The sequence below is a fragment of the Streptomyces sp. NPDC012466 genome (assembly GCF_042955215.1).
Lineage (GTDB): Bacteria > Actinomycetota > Actinomycetes > Streptomycetales > Streptomycetaceae > Streptomyces.
Map to the genome: position 1 here is coordinate 411,629 of NZ_JBIBEQ010000002.1, position 16,701 is coordinate 428,329.

Here is a 16,701-nt window from a genome sequence, read left to right on the forward strand (position 1 = left end):
CGAGCAGACCGGAACGCCGGATTTCTCGACGTGGGAGGGGCCATGACGCAGATCGACACGAGCAAGGTCAGCCGGTGGGACCAGCACGGCCGGGAGCACGTGGTGCGGGTGCAGCGCACGGGCGTGCAGCGCACGATCAGATGCGACACCTGCGGGTGGCGCAGAGGCGCCCAGTTCCTGCCCTGGCTGAAGGCGGAGGAGCACCTGCTGGAGGCCCACCAGGCGACGGTGGACCCGACGGCGGCCTGAACTGCCCGGTGATCACGAGTGGGTGCAACCGGTCCGACGAGGCGGCCGCTAGTAGAGAATCGACGGCAGGTACGCCCCGTCGGGCCGGTTGTACAGGCCGGTGGTCATCAGGCTCATCAGCTGCACGACCTTGAGGCCGTTGGACAGGCACCACCTGAGCAGCACGCTGTCGCTCGTGGGTACGAGGATGCCCGGGCCGCCGAACTGCGGGGCCGCCGCGATCAGGGCCTGGAGGTCCGGGGTGGTCTCGCCCACGGCGTGCGCGAAGAAGGCCAGGTCGGTGGCGTACCCGGTGACGTGTCCCGCGCGCTCGACGACCCGGGCGGTGCCCTGCTTGAGCGCGTCGGCGATCTCGCCGCCCCGGTCGACGCCGTGGACCTGCCGGCACACGTCGTTGCAGGCGCCGAGGTCCGCGTCCGTGGCCTCCCGCACCTCGTACCCGGGCATCGCACGCCGGATCGGCGGGCCCTGGACGCAGGCCACGGTGGCCCGGTGGACGAAACCCAGGCTCACGTACAGCGAGAACGACCTGTTGTGGTAGCCGCTCTGCAACAGCCGGACGCCGGGCGCCCCGCGCTCGTCGGCCCGCCGCATCACGTCCCGCATCAGGCGGCGGCCCACGCCCGCGTTCTGCACGGTGGGGTCCACGGTGACGGGCCCGACCCCGACGACGGTCGAGCGTTCGTCGAGGAAGTTGCTGCCCACGATCTGCCCGTCGCGTTCGGCGACGACGCTGTAGAAGCCCGGGTGCGTCAGGGCTCCCTCGATCAGCGCGGCACTCACCTCGGGGCTCGGGACGTCGGGTGGGAACCCGTGCTCCTGGGCGATGCCGGAGAAGGCCTCGTAGCAGATCCTTCCGCAGTCTGCCGCATCGTCCGCAGTGCCCGGACGCAGTATGAGATCCACGACCGCCATCCCCTTACTCAGCGCCCCCCGCGCGGCGACCCACCCCTCACTTTCCATCCTGTGCCCCTCCCGGCCGGGGCGCACCCGGTGGGTAGGCCGACACCGTTCAGGGTTCCGTGGGCTGCGCGCGCAAGGACCCCTCAGGGCCGCAGCCCCCGCACCAGCAGGTCCATGACCGCCTCGAAGTCCGCCTCGATCCCTGGCTGTTTCCATTCCCGGGCGTAGGACGGATCGTGGAAGCGGCCCGTGGCCTGGAAGACCGCGCGGGCCGAGGCCTCCGGGTCGGTGGCGGCGAAGTCGCCGTTCTCCACGCCCGCCTGGATGATGCGGGTCAGCTGGGATTCCAGGTCGGTGATGTGCTCGCCCACCGCCGAGCCGTTCTCGTCGGTGAGGACCATGTAGGTGGCGAACAGCTCCGGGTCTTCGCCCGCCTTGCGGCGCTTCGCGGCGAACAGCGCGGCGAGCCAGTCCCGCAGCCGGTCCTCCGGGACGCGGTCCGCGGCGGCGATCCCGGACAGCTCGCCGGACGTGCGGTCCAGCCAGCGCTTGGTGACGGCCTCGCGCAGCGCCGCCTTCGTCCGGAAGTGGCGGTAGACGCTGCCGTGGCTGACGCCGAGCGCGCGGGCCACGTCCACCACCGTGGCCTTGGCCGGGCCGTGCCGGCGCAGCACCTCCTCGGTGGCTTCGAGGATGCGCTCGGCGGTCAGAGTCTCGCTGGTCGGTGCCATGCCCCTGACCGTACCCGGAGCCCGCGTCAGCTCTCGAGGTGAGCCATCTGGGCCGCCGGGTAGCGGTCGCCGGCGGCGGCACCGGCCGGTACGGCCTCCTCGATCGCGGCCAGGTCGGCCGGCTCCAGTGTCACCTCCAGTGCGCCCAGCGCCTCCGAGAGCCGGTCGCGGCGACGGGAGCCGACCAGGGGCACGATGTCCTCACCGCGGGAGAGCACCCAGGCGATGGCGATCTGCGCGACGCTGACGCCCTTCTGCTCGGCGATCTTCCGCAGCGCCTCGACGAGGTTCAGGTTGTGCCGGAGGTTGTCGCCCTGGAAGCGCGGCGACATCGCCCGGAAGTCGCCCGCGCCGAGCTGCCGGTCCGCGGTGAAGTGGCCGGAGATCAGGCCCCGGGAGAGCACCCCGTACGCCGTGATGCCGATGCCCAGCTCGCGGGTGGTGGGCAGGATCTCGTCCTCGATGCCGCGGGATATGAGGGAGTACTCGATCTGGAGGTCGGAGATCGGCGCGGTGGCGGCGGCCCGGCGGATCGTGTCGGCGCCGACCTCGCTGAGGCCGATGTGCCGTACGTAGCCCTGCTCGACGAGTTCCGCTGTCGCGCCGACCGTCTCCTCGATCGGTACGTCCGGGTCGAGGCGGGCGATGCGGTAGACGTCGATGTGGTCCACGCCGAGCCGCTGGAGGGAGTGGGCGGCGAAGTTCTTCACGGCGGCGGGCCGGCCGTCGTAGCCCAGCCAGCTGCCGTCCGGGCCACGCAGGGCACCGAACTTCACGCTGACCAGGGCCTGTTCGCGCCGGGCCGCCGGGGCGGAGCGCAGGGCCTCGCCGATCAGCATCTCGTTGTGGCCCATGCCGTAGAAGTCGCCGGTGTCGAGCAGGGTGACCCCCGCTTCGAGCGCCGCGTGGAGGGTCGCGATGGATTCGGCCCGGTCCGCCTCGCCGTACAGCGCGGACATGCCCATGCAGCCGAGGCCGAGGGCGGAGACCTGGGGGCCGGTGGTTCCGAGGGAGCGGGTGCGCATCGTCATGCCCACCAGCGTGCCATGACAGATGACAGATTTCAATATCTGTCATTCGATACTTGTCAGCCGGGTGCCTTCCCCTCACGGTCCGCGGCTACCGCGCCGTGAACGCCAGCTTCGCCCCCAGCGCCACGAACGAGCCCGCGAAGCCCCGCCGCAGCCAGGCCGTCACCCGCGGCCGGCCCACCACGTGCCGGCGCACCGACGCGGCCAGCACCCCGTACGCGGCGAACACCACGAAGGTCGCCAGCATGAAGACCCCGCCCAGCCCCACCATCCGCATCACCGCGTGCGGCTCCCCGGGGCTGACGAACTGGGGCAGGAACGCGAAGAAGAAGATCGTCAGCTTCGGGTTGAGGATGTTGATGAGCACCCCGCGCACGATCACCCGCCGCGCCGGCACCTCCGGGGCGGTCTCCCGTTCCTCCACCACGAGCGCCTCCTTGTCCCGCACGGTCGCCCACGCCATGTAGAGCAGGTAGGCGACACCCGCGTACTTCAGCACCTGGAACGCGGTCGCGCTCGCGTGCAGCAGCGCGGCGACGCCGGTGACCGTGGCCAGCAGGTGCGGCACGATCCCGAGCGTGCAGCCGACGGCCGCGACGACACTCGCGCGCCGCCCCCGGGAGAGCGCGGCGGCGAGGGTGTAGACGACGCCGGTACCCGGCGTGGCGACGACGACGAGGGTGGTCAGCAGGAACGCGATGCTCATGCCGCCACCCTGGCGCGGACCCCGCCCCGGGCGACAGGACCAATCGGCCCCGGCGCTCGGGGACCAATCCCCCACGCCCCGACGACCCCAAGGGCCCCATGGTTCGACACGGTTCACACCCGCGGCCGACAATGGAAGAGCCGGCGAGCGGTCTCCCCGGCGGCGCCCGCCCACCGGTCGCGCGGAACTCCTGCGCCGCCCGAGGGAGCGCGCCATGACGATCCGTATCGCCACCTTCAACACCGAGAACCTCTTCCGCCGCCCCAAGGTCTTCCGCCTCCCGGGCGACAAGCAGCGCCGCGAGGTCCTCGACGACTACGCCGAGCTGGTCTCCCTCCTGGAGAAGGAGACCTACGACGACGACACCAAGACCCGCGTCGCCGCGCTTCTCAAGAAGCACCGGGTGCACGACTCGCGCCGGGACAGGCCGTTCTTCATCAACGAGACGCGCGGCCAGGGCACGCTCTTCAAGACGAAGGGCGGCGGCGAACACGTCACCTTCGAGATCGTGGCCAAGGGCCGCTCGGGGTGGACGGGCTGGGTGGAGCTGGTCCGTGACGACCTCGACTGGGAGGCCGTGCACAACACCGGCCGGGTGATCGCCGAGGTCGACGCCGACATCCTGCTCACGGTGGAGGTGGAGGACCGCACGACCCTGCGCCGCTTCAACGAGCAGGTGCTGGGCGCCGACCTGAAGAAGACGCCGTACCCGTACGACATGGTGATCGACGGCAACGACCCGCGGGGCATCGACGTGGGGATCCTGAGCCGCCATCCGGTCACGTCCCTGCGGTCCCACGTCTTCGACCCCGACCCCGACCGCCCGGGCACGTACCTCTTCAGCCGCGACTGCCCCGAGTACGAGATCCAGATCGGCGGCACGCCGCTGTGGCTGCTGGGCAACCACCTCAAGAGCCAGAGCGGTGACGACCCGGAACTGCGCGTCGCCCAGGCCCGCCGGGTGGCGTCGATCTACCAGACCGCCCTGGAGCGTTCCCCGTACGTCGTGGTCGCCGGCGACCTCAACGACGAGCCGTCCAGTGAGGCGATCCGGGCCCTGCTGGGGACGGGACTTCGGGACGTGATGAGTCACCCGTCCTACCGGGGCGCCCCGGGCACCCACGGCACGGGCAACTCCGAGAGCCAGAAGCTCGACTACGTGATGCTTCCGCCGCCGCTGTGGGAGCAGGTGCAGCACGTGGAGGTCGAACGGCGCGGCGTCTGGGCGCCGTCCACCATCAAGTCCTTCGACACCGTCACCTCGAAGTGGAACCGCGCCTCGGACCACGCGGCGGTCTACGTGGACCTGGACCTGTGAAACACGACGGTGCCGGGCCCCTCCGAGGAGGAACCCGGCACCATGGCGCGGAGAAAGGCCGTCAGCAGCCGATCAGACGGGACGCCAGGTAGCCCTCGATCTGGTCGAGGGAGACGCGCTCCTGCTTCATCGTGTCGCGCTCGCGGACGGTGACCGCGTTGTCCTCGAGCGTGTCGAAGTCGACGGTCACACAGAACGGCGTACCGATCTCGTCCTGGCGGCGGTAGCGGCGGCCGATGGCGCCGGCGTCGTCGAACTCGATGTTCCAGTTCTGGCGGAGCGCCTGGGCGAGGCCCTTGGCCTTCGGGGAGAGCTCCGGGTTGCGGGACAGCGGCAGCACCGCGACCTTCACCGGGGCGAGGCGGTGGTCGAGGCGCAGCACGGTGCGCTTCTCCATCTTGCCCTTGGCGTTGGGGGCCTCGTCCTCGATGTAGGCGTCCAGGAGGAACGCCAGCATCGCGCGGCCGACACCGGCCGCGGGCTCGATGACGTACGGGGTCCAGCGCTCGCCGGCCTCCTGGTCGAAGTAGGTGAGGTCCTGGCCCGAGGCCTTGGAGTGGGCGCCGAGGTCGTAGTCGGTGCGGTTGGCCACACCCTCCAGCTCGCCCCACTCACTGCCGCCGAACTGGAAGCGGTACTCGATGTCGGCGGTGCGCTTGGAGTAGTGGGAGAGCTTCTCCTTCGGGTGCTCGTACCACCGCATGTTCTCCTCGCGCAGGCCGAGACCGGTGTACCAGTTCCAGCGCTGCTCCATCCAGTACTCCTGCCACTTCTCGTCCTCGCCCGGCTTGACGAAGAACTCCATCTCCATCTGCTCGAACTCGCGGGTGCGGAAGATGAAGTTGCCGGGCGTGATCTCGTTGCGGAAGGACTTGCCCATCTGGGCGATGCCGAACGGCGGCTTGCGGCGCGAGGTGGTCTGCACCTGGGAGAAGTTGGTGAAGATGCCCTGCGCGGTCTCGGGCCGCAGGTAGGCGACGGAGCCGGAGTCCTGGGTCGGGCCGAGGTGGGTGGACAGCAGGCCCGAGAACTGCTTGGGCTCGGTGAACTGGCCCTTGTTGCCGCAGTTGGGGCAGTTGACGTCGGCCAGGCCGTTCTCCGGCAGGCGCTTGTGCTTGGCCTCGTAGGCCTCCTCCAGGTGGTCCGCGCGGAACCGCTTGTGGCAGGAGGTGCACTCGGTCAGCGGGTCCGTGAAGGTGGCGACGTGGCCGGAGGCCACCCAGACCTCGGGGGCCAGGATCACGGACGAGTCGATGCCCACGACGTCCTCGCGCGACGTCACCATGTAGCGCCACCACTGGCGCTTGAGGTTCTCCTTGAGCTCGACACCGAGGGGGCCGTAGTCCCAAGCGGCGCGCTGGCCGCCGTAGATCTCACTACAGGGGAATACGAAGCCACGGCGCTTGCTCAGGCTGACGATGGTGTCGATCTTGTCGGCGGCCACGGTGCTCTCTTCATTACGACGACGGGCGACGAAGCGAGTTGCTTCCAGCGAATGCTTCAGGTTACCGGCGGGGGCGCCCCCTCAATCAAATCGCTCCCCCGTCGGCTGCCGCCGACCGCCCTCGGGATCCCGCCGCTCAGCCGGTTTGTTGACAACGGTTTCCATATTTGTTGAAAATGAGTGTCATGAACGTACGACGACGCCTCATACCCGCCGCCGCGGCCACCGCTCTCGGTCTCGGCGCCCTGACCGCCTGCTCCAGCGACAGCGCGGCCTCGGGCAACACGGACAAGTTCGACGTCGTCGCGTCGTTCTACCCCATGGCGTTCCTCGCGGAGCAGATCGGCGGCGACCACGCGAACGTGACCAGCCTGACCGAGCCCGGCCAGGAGCCGCACGACCTGGAGATCAGCACCAAGCAGCGCGCGCAGCTGGAGGAGGCCGACGCGGCGCTCTACCTCAAGGGCCTCCAGCCCGCCGTCGACGAGGCCGTCGGCCAGACCGGCATCAAGACCAAGATCGACGCGGCCGGCCTGACCCACCTCGAGGACCACGGCACCGGCGGCCACACCCACGAGGGCGAGGAGGGCCACTCCGAGGAAGGCCACTCCGAGGAGGAGGAGCACGGCCGCGACCCGCACGTCTGGCTCGACCCGGTGAAGTACGCCGAGATCGCCAAGGGCGTCGGCAAGGCCTTCGAGAAGGCCGACCCGGACCACGCGGCCGACTACAAGAAGAACACCGAGGCGCTGGTCACGAAGCTGAAGGGCCTCGACAGCGACTTCGAGAACGGCCTGAAGAACTCCAAGTCCAAGGTCTTCTTCACCAACCACGCCGCCTTCGGCTACCTCGCCGAGCGCTACGGTCTCACCCAGGAGGCCATCTCCGGCATCGACCCCGAGAGCGAGCCCAGCGGCGCCCGCGTCCGGGAGCTCCAGCAGGAGGCCAAGGCCGACGGCGTGACCACCGTCTTCTACGAGACACTGGTCTCCGACAAGACCGCGAAGACCCTCGCCCGGGACGCGAACCTGAAGACGGACGTCCTCGACCCGATCGAGGGCATCACCGACAAGTCCCGCGGCGACGACTACTTCCAGGTCATGGAAGCCAATCTCAAGGCCCTGCGGACGGCCCTGGGAGCCAAGTGACCGACCCATCGGAGGACGGCATGACCGAGCCCGTCGTATCCCTGCGCGGCGTCCGCGCCGACCTGGGCTCACGCCCCGTGCTGCGCGGCATCGACCTCACCGTGCGGCGCGGCGAGGTCGTCGCGCTGCTCGGCGCGAACGGCTCGGGCAAGTCCACGGCCGTGCGCAGCATCATCGGCCAGGTGCAGACCGGTGCCGGTGAGATCCGGCTGTTCGGCACGGACCGCGGGCGGTTCCGCGACTGGCACCGCGTGGGCTACGTCCCGCAGCGCACCACGGCCGCCGGCGGCGTGCCCGCCACGGTGACCGAGGTGGTCTCCTCCGGCCGTCTGTCCCGGGCCCGCTTCGGCGTCCTGCGCAAGGCCGACCACACGGCCGTACGGCGTGCCCTGGACCTCGTCGGCATGGCCGACCGGGCCAAGGACTCCGTCGACGCGCTGTCCGGCGGTCAGCACCAGCGCGTCCTGATCGCCCGTGCGCTCGCCTCCGAACCCGAGCTGCTGATCATGGACGAGCCGATGGCCGGCGTCGACCTGGCCAGCCAGGAGGTCCTCGCGCACACCCTCACCGAGCAGGTCTCCCAGGGGACGACGGTGCTGCTCGTGCTGCACGAACTGGGCCCCCTGGAGCCCCTCATCGACCGGGCGGTCGTCCTGCGCGACGGCTGTGTCGTCCACGACGGCCCGCCCCCGAAGGCCGTCGGACAGCACGCCCTGCCCGGCCACGACCACGTGCACCCGCACGCACCGGCGGGCGCCGAACCGATCCGCACGGGACTGCTGAGCTGATGGACTTCCTCGACTACGCCTTCATGCAGCGGGCCCTGCTCGCCGCCGTCCTGGTCGGCATCACGGCCCCCGCGGTGGGGATCTACCTGGTCCAGCGCCGCCAGGCCCTGATGGGCGACGGCATCGGCCACGTGGCGATGACCGGCGTCGGCCTCGGCTTCCTGCTCACCTGGTCCCCGGTGTGGATGGCGACCATCGTCTCCGTCCTCGGCGCGGTCCTCATGGAGCTGATCCGCTGGTACGGCAAGACCCGCGGCGACATCGCCCTGGCGATGCTGTTCTACGGCGGCATGGCTGGCGGTGTGATGTTCATCAACCTCGCGCCCACCGGCTCCAACGCCAATCTGACGTCGTACCTGTTCGGCTCCCTGTCGACGGTGTCCGAGTCGGACGTCACGGCGATCTGCGTCCTGGCCGCGTTCGTCGTCCTGGTCACCCTCGGTCTGCGGCGGCAGCTGTTCGCGGTCAGCCAGGACGAGGAGTTCGCCCGGGTGACGGGCCTGCCGGTGCGGGTCCTGAACCTGCTGACGGCGATCACCGCGGCCGTCACGGTGACGGTGGCGATGCGCGTGGTCGGCCTGCTGCTGGTCAGCGCGCTGATGGTGGTGCCGGTCGCCGCCGCCCAGCAGATCGCCCGCAGCTTCGCCGCCACCTTCGCGATCGCCGTCGCCATCGGCGTGAGCGTGACGATCGGCGGCACCGTGACCTCGTACTACCAGGACGTGCCGCCCGGCGCGACGATCGTGCTGCTGACCATCGGCGCGTTCATCGTGCTGACGGCGCTCGCGGCCCCGCTGGCCCGCCGCCGCGCCCGTGCGGCGTCGGCCGCGAACACCACGGACGACCCGGCCGAGTGCGCGATTCCGGGCAGCCGGGAGGCGGCCGACGAAGTCGGCGTCTGACCGCTCCCACCACGGGCTGGCACAATGGCCCGGGCAAGGCAGACGTGAGGAGGCAACGGTGACGACCGCTGGACCGTCCGTGAAGGGCCGCGCCACCAAGCAGCGGGCCGCTGTGGCGGCGGCCCTGCAGGAGGTCGACGAGTTCCGCAGCGCGCAGGAACTGCACGACATGCTCAAGCACAAGGGCGACTCGGTCGGGCTCACCACGGTCTACCGCACCCTGCAGTCCCTCGCCGACGCCGGTGAGGTCGACGTCCTGCGCACCGCGGACGGCGAGTCCGTCTACCGCCGTTGCTCCACCGACGACCATCACCACCACCTCGTGTGCCGCGGCTGCGGCAAGGCCGTCGAGGTCGAGGGCCCGGCCGTGGAGAAGTGGGCCGAGGCGATCGCCGCGGAGCACGGCTACGTGAACGTGGCCCACACGGTGGAGATCTTCGGCACGTGTGCCGACTGTGCGGGGGCCTCCGGCGGGTGAGCCGTCGCACTCCCCGCCGTGATGGGTGAGGGCTTCGCCGTCGGGTGCGCAGGTGTCGGGACGTGTCGCGCCCTCGCGGCGGAGCCGCACATCGACACAGCCCCGCGCCCCTGAGCAGGTGCCCTTCGTCTCAGGATGACGGCATGAGGCCCCGGGCGCTCAGCCTGCGGCGGACGAGCAGGGACAGGGCCGTGGAGGCCAGGATCACGGTGCCGCCGGCGCGCAGGACGAGGTCGTAGGCGCGTTCCGGGCCGGTCGGGGTGAGCGAGGTGATGACCGCCGCCACGGCCGCCGGTCCGATGGCGCCGAGGGTGACCAGGGCGGTGAGGACGACATCCGAGGCGTCACCGGCACGGGCGGGCGGGACGACCTGCTGGGTGGCCACGTCGGCGCAGGTCCCCGCGCCCTGCACGCCCCGGCCAGGACGAGCACCCCGAGGCTCGGCCCCAGAGCGCATCCGACGGAGGCGGCGGCGAACAGTCCGGTCCCGGCCTGCAGGACCGGACGCCGCCCGAGGAGATCACCCGGCCGCCCCCGACGATGAACAGGCAGCCGACGGCGAGCATGTGGGCGGACAGGGTCCACTGCGCCGCGGAGACCGTCGTGTCCAGCTCGTCGGAGATCCCGGGGACGGCCAGGTTCAGCGCGAAGAAGTCCAGCTGGATGCAGAACAGGGCCAGCGAGGCCGCGAGGAAGACCCCGGTCTGTTTCGTGGTTCACCGAGATGCGCCGACGGCAGTGGAACCCATGCCCCCCAGGACACCGCCGCCGCGGCCCGGCCGCCACCCGAGGGGCCGCCGGGCCTCAGCGTGGCTACGGCTGCTCGCCCTCCATGGCCAGCAGTTCCTCGTTCGGGATGGCCCCGCCGAAGCGCCGGTCGCGCGAGGCGAACTCCAGGCAGGCCCGCCACAGGTCACGCCGGTCGAAGTCCGGCCACAGCACGTCCTGGAAGACCATCTCGGCGTAGGCGCTCTGCCAGATCAGGTAGTTGGAGGTGCGCTGCTCGCCGCTGGGGCGCAGGAACAGGTCCACGTCCGGCATGTCCGGGTAGTACATGTACTTCGCGAAGGTCTTCTCGCTGACCTTCGACGGGTCGAGCTTTCCGCTCTTCACGTCCTCCGCCATCGCCTTGGCGGCGTCGGCGATCTCGGCGCGGCCCCCGTAGTTCATGCAGAAGTACAGGGTCAGCCGGTCGTTGTCCTTGGTCTGCTCCTGGGCGATCTGGAGCTCCTTGGCGACCGAGCGCCAGAGCTTGGGCATCCGGCCCACCCAGCGCACCCGGATGCCCAGCTCGTCGAGCTGGTCGCGGGTCTTGCGGATGAAGTCCCGGTTGAAGTTCATCAGGAAGCGCACCTCGTCCGGCGACCGCTTCCAGTTCTCGGTGGAGAAGGCGTACAGGGAGATGGCGCCCACGCCCATCTCGATGGCCCCCTGGAGCACGTCCAGCACGCGCTCGGCACCGACCTTGTGCCCCTCGGTGCGCGGCAGGCCCCGTTCCTTGGCCCAGCGACCGTTGCCGTCCATGACGATGGCCACATGGCGCGGTACGAGTTCCCCGGGGAATCTCGGGGGCCGCGCGCCGGACGGGTGCGGCTCCGGCGTCCTGTACTCCCGGCGCTGGCGCCCCAGGATCCCGCGTACGGCCATGTGTTTCTCGTCTCCTCGTGCTCGCTTGCTTCTCTGGTGCTCTGTGCCGGCTGCTCGCGCTACTTCTCGACGTAGCGCAGGGAGCGCAGGCCGCGCTCCATGTGCCAGTGCAGATACGCGGACACCAGCCCGCTGCCCTCCCGGACGTGGCGCGCCTCGCACGCGTCCGCGGTCTCCCAGTCTCCCGTAAGCAGGGCACCGAGGAGTTCCAGGGCCTGGGGCGAGGGTACGACGCTGCCGGGCACCCGGCAGTCCACGCAGACGGAACCGCCCGACGCGACCGAGAAGAACCGGTTGGGCCCGGGCATCCCGCACTTCGCGCAGTCGGTGAAGCTCGGGGCGTATCCGTTGACGGCGAGGGAGCGGAGCAGGAACGCGTCGAGCACGAGATGCGGCGCGTGCTCCCCCCGGGCCAGGGTCCGCAGTGCGCCGACCAGCAGCAGGTACTGCTGCACGGCCGGCTCCCCTTCGTGGTCGGTGAACCGCTCGGCGGTCTCCAGCATGACGGTCCCGGCCGTGTACCGGGCGTAGTCGCTCACGATCGCGCCGCCGTACGGCGCGATGGTCTCGCTCTGGGTGCACAGCGGCAGGCCGCGCCCGACCAGCTCGCTCCCCTTGGCGAAGAACTGCACGTCGACGTGGGAGAACGGCTCGAGACGCGCCCCGAACTTCGACTTCGTCCGGCGCACGCCCCGGGCCACCGCGCGTACCCGTCCGTGACCGCGCGTGAGCAGCGTGATGATCCGGTCCGCCTCACCCAGCTTCTGGGTGCGCAGCACGATGCCGTCGTCGCGGAACAGACTCATGGAGCCATTCTGGCAGGGTCGTCACGTCAAGGGACCTCGCCCCTGCTGCGGGCGTTGGCGTACGCGGTCGCCGCGCGCAGCCGCTCGGCCGGAGTGGCGTGCCGGACGGCACCGGGGTCGGCGTCCCACTCCTTGCCGCCGCCGTACGGCCGCAACTGCACGTAGGGCCCCTCATGCCCCATCACGATGCCGATGCGACCGCTGCGGGTGTCCACGACGTACGCGCCGACCGGAGGCTTCATCGCGGCACCGCCACGAGCTGTCCGGCGGTGCGCGCGAAATCCAGGCCCGATGCGACGAGCGGGCAGGGCGCTTCCCGCACAAGACTCACCGGGTCGAGCCCCGATGAGGGCGGGATCATTCCGGCCTTGGCGAGTTCTGCCCGCAATTCTTTCACCGCGTCCTCCGCTTCTTCGGCGCAGAGCGCCGAGTGTCGTGCCTCCACCGTGCTCCCCTTCCTTTCGCGGTTTCACTCTTCGCATCTCCTCGGTCACACTCCGCGCCTACACTCGGGAAGGGTCTGTGTCGTACAACTGCGGCGCAGCACAAAGGGGTTCGGCACGGAGTGCGGCAAACCGGCGTTTTCGGTGAGTGGTTCACGGAAAGGCGGATGCCGATAAGAGGTGGCCTGCGGCCCGTTGAGACAATCCGGCCGTGAAAGCATCAGAGGGGCATTGGGAGCCGGAATGGGGCATGCGCCCCGCGCGGCCGGCGGATGTCGAGGCGATCGCGGAACTACGGGCCGTGGTGATGCGACCCGACCTGGAGCGGCTGGGCCGCTACGACGAACACCGGGTCAGGCAGCGCCTGCGGGACGGCTTCGCCGCGCAGCACACGTCGGTCATCACGACCGCCGGCGCCTTCGCGGGCAGCGTCTCCCTGCGCCCGTCCGGGACCGGCCACTGGCTGGAGCACTTCTACCTCGCCCCGGCGCTCCAGGGCCGGGGCGTCGGTTCGGCGGTCCTGCGCACCCTGCTGGACAGGACGGACTCCACCGGCGACCTCGTCCGCCTGAACGTCCTCCGGGGCAGCCCGGCCCGCCGCCTCTACGAACGCCACGGCTTCAGGGTGGACACCCAGGACGCGATCGACGTCTTCATGGTGCGGCCGCCGGCGGGCCGTCCCAGGGGAACGGGCGGGCCTGTGCGAGGGATGCCGTCTCCCGGCCGGGGGTAATCCCCCGCACACATCAGGCAGTTACCCGGATGTGGTCCGCCGTCGGGGTCGGCCAGGCTGCTGCACATGAAGCAGCTATCGAAATGCGCGGTACTGGTCGCCGCCGTCGGAGTGGTTCTCGGGTTCGCCGGGCCCGGTGGGGCGTCCGCGGCCGGTGGGGAGAGGATCGAGTGGGGCGCGTGCGAGGGCTCCGGGCTCGATCCCCGACAGCAGTGCGCCACCGTCGGTGTGCCGATGGACTACTCCGACCCCGACAGCCCCGAGATCCGGATCGCCGTCTCCCGGATCCCCAGTGAGAAGCCGTCCGCCCGGCGAGGCGCGCTGTTACTCATCCCGGGCGGTCCCGGCGGGGACAGTCTCGCCGATCCCTCCGGCAAGGGACAGAAGCTTCCGCGGAAGGTACGGGACGCCTACGACCTCATCGGGTTCGCGCCGCGCGGGATGGCGCCCTCCACCGCCGTCGACTGCGAGCTGGATCCCGCCGACATCGGCGTGACGAAGCTTCTGCCGTGGCCGGGCCCGGACGGTTCCGTCGGCGAGAACATGGCCACCGCCCGGCGGACGGCAACGGCCTGCGTACGCAACGGCGGTGAGCTGATCCGGCACATCAGCACCGCCAACGAGGCCCGCGACCTGGACCGGGTCCGGGCCGCCCTCGGCGAGGAGAAGATCTCCGCGTGGGGCGTCTCGTACGGCACCTACGTCGGCGCCGTCTACAGCCAGTTGTTCCCGCACCGCACCGACCGCATCGTGCTGGACAGCAACGACGACCCCGACCACACCCGCGTGACCCGCAACTGGCTCGCCGCCTTCGAGGTCGGGGTCGAGGACAACTTCCCCGAGTTCGCCACGTGGGCGTCCCGGCCGGGCAATCCGCACCGGGTGGCCCGTACACCTGCCGAGGTGCGCTCCGGCTTCCTGCGCCTCGCCGCCCGGCTGGACCGCGACCCCCTCCCCTGGCCCGGCGCCAACCCGCCGCGGCTGGACGGCAACGCGCTGCGCCAGACCATGCTGTCCAGCCTCTACGACCCCGACGACTACCCGACCCTGGCCAAGACCATCCGGGCCGCCCGCGAGGGCACCGTGCCGCCGGTGCCCGAGGCCCCGCCCGAGACGGTCCTGCAGAACGTCACCGCGGTCGGCGTCGGCACGATCTGCAACGACGTCGACTGGCCCGACTCGGCCGCCGCGTACCAGAAGGACGTCGACGCGAGCCGCGCCGCGTACCCGCTGACCGCGGGCATGCCGCGCGGGCCGATGGTGTGTGCGGCCTGGCCGTACGAGCCGAGGGAACCGGCCGTGCGCGTCACCGACCGCGGGCCCTCCAACATCCTCCTCGTGCAGAACGAGCGGGATGTCGCCACCCCGCTCGCGGGGGCCCGGAAACTGCGGCAGGCCCTCGGCGACCGGGCCGTCATGGTCACCGTGAACTCCACCGGCCATGACGCCTACCTCGCCAACGGCAACACCTGCGGCGACCGGACGGTCTCCCGCTTCCTGGCCACCGGCACACGGCCCGTCTCCGACCTCTACTGCGACTGAGGAGAGCGGTGGCCCGCCGCCCCGTACCGGCGGGCCACCGCGCGGAACGCCTCCTTCGGCTCCCAGTGCCAGCCGGAGGCGGGGTCGTCCGGACGGTCCTTGACGACCTTGGTGATGGCGTACGCCGCCAGGTCGAGGTCCAGGCGCGGCGCGTCCGGGCGGTGCGGGGCGTCGGGGCTGACGAACTCGAAGGTCATCGCCGCGTACAGGCCCATCGACTCGAAGACGTCCAGCAACTCGCCCACGTAGTCGGCCTGGACGCGCTCGCTGCGGACCGGGTTCCCCTTGATCTCCGGCGGTTCCTTGTCGTAGTCGACGATGTCCCAGCCCATGCCGCCGGTCTCGGGCGCACCGACGTAGGCGCACGTGCCGAATTCGGTGATGGCGAGCGGCTTGCCCCACTTCAGGTACTGCTTCAGCTCGCGGACGTGGTCGGACCGCTTGTCGAAGTGCGCGTAGTAGTCGATACCGACGATGTCGAAGAGATTCCAGTCCGGGTTGTCGATGGACTGGGCCGCGGCATAGGCGAGGGCGCCCCGGAAGACGGAACGGCCGACCTTCGCGGCCCTGGTCGTGAACTCCGCGAGACGCCGCTGTGTGCGCGGCCAGTCGACCGTGCCGTTCCGGAGGTTCTCGATGCGCTCCAGCACCGTCTCGCCCGGCAGGATGCCGGGCACGAACAGCCAGAACTCGCAGCCGACGCTGAAGTCGACGCTCGCGCCCTGCCGCCGCAGCCGCTCGGCGAACCGCCCGGTCTCGGCGATGTGCTCCAGGATGTCCCGCTGCGGGGCGTCCCCCAGGGTCGGCTGCAGCCAGACGTGGAGCCCCCGTTCGGCGGCCTCGGCGGCGGTCTTCGTGAGGCGTTCGACGCCGTCGCCCGTGACGTCGACGGTGTCGGCGTGCAGCTGGTCCCGGATGGCCCGGATGTCGTGGCGCATCCGCCGGGCACTCCACGCGGTCCCCGGCGTCTCCCCCGCCCCGACCGTGTAGACGACGCCCCGCCGGCGCAGTCCGCGGCCGTGCCGGGCTTCCGCCGCCCGGGCCTGTCCGGCCGGCCCCGCCGCCCCGGCGACCCCCACCGCCGCCGCCCCGGCCAGGAAACGCGCCCGGCTGATCCCCTTCGCCTGCTTGATCCCCTTGGTCTCATCCATGCCGCCCACTGTGCCGAGCGGCGCCCCGGGTCCGCTGTCGTCCGTCGGTCTACGGCGAGCAGACCAAGGGATGAGGAGCCGGGCCGAAGGAGAGGCTCAGCTCTCGCCGAACCGGCGCACGTACCGCCGCTGCCAGGGCGTCTCCACGGCATGCCGGTCGTAGTGCCGGCGGACGTACCCCACGGCCTCCTCCGCCGGCACCCCGTCCAGCACCGCCAGGCAGGCCAGGGCCGTGCCCGTGCGGCCGCGCCCTCCGCCGCAGGCGATCTCCACCCGCTCCCCGGCAGCCCGTCCCCACGCGTCGGCCAGCGCCGCACGGGCGGCCGTCCGGTCCGCCGGGAGGCGGAAGTCGGGCCAGCGGATCCAGCCCGACTCCCAGGGGACTGCGGGCGGTTGCCGGCCGAGCAGGTAGACGCCGTAGGAGGGAAGGGGCGCGGCGGGGTCCAGAGGGCGGCGCAGGCCCCGGCCGCGGATCAAGCGGCCCGAGGGCAGTCGCAGGACGCCGGTGTCACTCTCGCTCCACAGCTCACTCACGCCCTCATCATGCTCCGCGTCCGCTCGCCGGGTGGCGGAATCACCCCCATGCCGCCCCACCCTGGCGGTACCCGGCACTCGGCGCGCCCCGATGAACCGTCAACTCGCGCCACCGACAGCGCCATTGGTCCGGCCTCTGGCGGATAC

20 protein-coding genes are annotated in these 16,701 nt (G+C 71.1%); 8 read left to right on the forward strand and 12 right to left on the reverse strand.

Annotated features, from left to right (window positions below):
- The first annotated feature begins 42 nt into the window (after nt 1–42).
- The gene (locus ACFY9E_RS09360) at nt 43–249 is read left to right on the forward strand and encodes a hypothetical protein (protein WP_053669242.1); all 207 of its coding nucleotides are present in this window, start codon (nt 43–45) and stop codon (nt 247–249) included.
- A gap of 48 nt (nt 250–297) precedes the next feature.
- Here the strand turns inward: ACFY9E_RS09360 and ACFY9E_RS09365 are convergent, their stop codons facing one another.
- The 4 genes from ACFY9E_RS09365 to ACFY9E_RS09380 form a co-directional block, all read right to left on the reverse strand.
- Nucleotides 298–1,164: a GNAT family N-acetyltransferase gene (locus ACFY9E_RS09365; protein ID WP_390980992.1), complete on the reverse strand. Its 867-nt coding sequence runs from the start codon at nt 1,162–1,164 to the stop codon at nt 298–300.
- 131 nt (nt 1,165–1,295) lie between these two features.
- Nucleotides 1,296–1,883 (reverse strand): TetR family transcriptional regulator, encoded by a 588-nt coding sequence (locus tag ACFY9E_RS09370; protein ID WP_390980994.1) that lies wholly within the window; start codon nt 1,881–1,883, stop codon nt 1,296–1,298.
- Between the two features lie 26 nt (nt 1,884–1,909).
- Nucleotides 1,910–2,914 carry an aldo/keto reductase gene (locus tag ACFY9E_RS09375; RefSeq protein WP_390980996.1) on the reverse strand — a complete coding sequence of 335 codons (1,005 nt, stop codon included), beginning with the start codon at nt 2,912–2,914 and terminating at the stop codon, nt 1,910–1,912.
- An 88-nt stretch (nt 2,915–3,002) separates the two neighbouring features.
- Nucleotides 3,003–3,620 (reverse strand): LysE family transporter, encoded by a 618-nt coding sequence (locus tag ACFY9E_RS09380; RefSeq protein WP_390980998.1) that lies wholly within the window; start codon nt 3,618–3,620, stop codon nt 3,003–3,005.
- A 214-nt stretch (nt 3,621–3,834) separates the two neighbouring features.
- Here ACFY9E_RS09380 and ACFY9E_RS09385 point away from each other — a divergent pair, with 214 nt between their 5' ends.
- Nucleotides 3,835–4,938, forward strand: a complete 1,104-nt coding sequence (locus ACFY9E_RS09385) for an endonuclease/exonuclease/phosphatase family protein (protein ID WP_390981000.1) — start codon at nt 3,835–3,837, stop codon at nt 4,936–4,938.
- Between the two features lie 61 nt (nt 4,939–4,999).
- Here the strand turns inward: ACFY9E_RS09385 and ACFY9E_RS09390 are convergent, their stop codons facing one another.
- Nucleotides 5,000–6,382, reverse strand: a complete 1,383-nt coding sequence (locus ACFY9E_RS09390; protein WP_306925122.1) for a glycine--tRNA ligase — start codon at nt 6,380–6,382, stop codon at nt 5,000–5,002.
- Nucleotides 6,383–6,567: 185 nt separating this feature from the next.
- Between ACFY9E_RS09390 and ACFY9E_RS09395 the strand changes: the two genes are divergently transcribed.
- Genes ACFY9E_RS09395 through ACFY9E_RS09410 form a run of 4 tightly spaced genes read left to right on the forward strand, consistent with a single transcriptional unit; the run spans nt 6,568 to nt 9,698 of the window.
- On the forward strand, nt 6,568–7,530 hold the full coding sequence (locus ACFY9E_RS09395) for a metal ABC transporter solute-binding protein, Zn/Mn family (RefSeq protein ID WP_390981002.1): 963 nt from the start codon (nt 6,568–6,570) through the stop codon (nt 7,528–7,530).
- A 20-nt stretch (nt 7,531–7,550) separates the two neighbouring features.
- Nucleotides 7,551–8,318, forward strand: a complete 768-nt coding sequence (locus tag ACFY9E_RS09400) for an ATP-binding cassette domain-containing protein (RefSeq protein WP_390981004.1) — start codon at nt 7,551–7,553, stop codon at nt 8,316–8,318.
- Nucleotides 8,318–9,220 (forward strand): iron chelate uptake ABC transporter family permease subunit, encoded by a 903-nt coding sequence (locus ACFY9E_RS09405; protein WP_390981006.1) that lies wholly within the window; start codon nt 8,318–8,320, stop codon nt 9,218–9,220. Before ACFY9E_RS09400 ends, ACFY9E_RS09405 begins: the two co-directional genes overlap by 1 nt.
- 58 nt (nt 9,221–9,278) lie before the next feature.
- Complete coding sequence (locus tag ACFY9E_RS09410; RefSeq protein WP_363118709.1) at nt 9,279–9,698, forward strand: transcriptional repressor; 420 nt, start codon at nt 9,279–9,281, stop codon at nt 9,696–9,698.
- A 130-nt stretch (nt 9,699–9,828) separates the two neighbouring features.
- On the opposite strand, the gene ACFY9E_RS09415 is transcribed toward ACFY9E_RS09410, so the two are convergent.
- The 5 genes from ACFY9E_RS09415 to ACFY9E_RS09435 form a co-directional block, all read right to left on the reverse strand.
- Entirely contained in the window at nt 9,829–10,083 is a 255-nt protein-coding gene (locus tag ACFY9E_RS09415) for a hypothetical protein (protein ID WP_390981008.1), read from the reverse strand.
- Between the two features lie 428 nt (nt 10,084–10,511).
- Entirely contained in the window at nt 10,512–11,345 is an 834-nt protein-coding gene (locus ACFY9E_RS09420; protein WP_390981010.1) for an isoprenyl transferase, read from the reverse strand.
- Between the two features lie 59 nt (nt 11,346–11,404).
- The gene (gene recO, locus ACFY9E_RS09425; protein ID WP_390981012.1) at nt 11,405–12,151 is read right to left on the reverse strand and encodes a DNA repair protein RecO; all 747 of its coding nucleotides are present in this window, start codon (nt 12,149–12,151) and stop codon (nt 11,405–11,407) included.
- A 26-nt stretch (nt 12,152–12,177) separates the two neighbouring features.
- A complete protein-coding gene (locus ACFY9E_RS09430) occupies nt 12,178–12,393 on the reverse strand; it encodes a hypothetical protein (RefSeq protein WP_086599578.1) in 216 nt (71 codons plus the stop codon).
- Nucleotides 12,390–12,596 (reverse strand): hypothetical protein, encoded by a 207-nt coding sequence (locus ACFY9E_RS09435; RefSeq protein WP_390981014.1) that lies wholly within the window; start codon nt 12,594–12,596, stop codon nt 12,390–12,392. The genes ACFY9E_RS09430 and ACFY9E_RS09435 overlap by 4 nt, the downstream gene beginning before the upstream one ends.
- Before the next feature lie 248 nt (nt 12,597–12,844).
- Between ACFY9E_RS09435 and ACFY9E_RS09440 the strand changes: the two genes are divergently transcribed.
- On the forward strand, nt 12,845–13,327 hold the full coding sequence (locus tag ACFY9E_RS09440; protein WP_390982027.1) for a GNAT family N-acetyltransferase: 483 nt from the start codon (nt 12,845–12,847) through the stop codon (nt 13,325–13,327).
- A gap of 66 nt (nt 13,328–13,393) precedes the next feature.
- Complete coding sequence (locus tag ACFY9E_RS09445; RefSeq protein ID WP_390981016.1) at nt 13,394–14,869, forward strand: alpha/beta fold hydrolase; 1,476 nt, start codon at nt 13,394–13,396, stop codon at nt 14,867–14,869.
- On the opposite strand, the gene ACFY9E_RS09450 is transcribed toward ACFY9E_RS09445, so the two are convergent.
- Together ACFY9E_RS09450 and ACFY9E_RS09455 are read right to left on the reverse strand one after the other, a co-directional pair.
- Nucleotides 14,857–16,020: an abortive phage infection protein gene (locus ACFY9E_RS09450; RefSeq protein ID WP_390981018.1), complete on the reverse strand. Its 1,164-nt coding sequence runs from the start codon at nt 16,018–16,020 to the stop codon at nt 14,857–14,859. The two genes, ACFY9E_RS09445 and ACFY9E_RS09450, sit on opposite strands and share 13 nt — an antisense overlap.
- Before the next feature lie 96 nt (nt 16,021–16,116).
- Entirely contained in the window at nt 16,117–16,554 is a 438-nt protein-coding gene (locus tag ACFY9E_RS09455; protein WP_390981020.1) for a protein phosphatase, read from the reverse strand.
- Nucleotides 16,555–16,701: the final 147 nt, after the last annotated feature.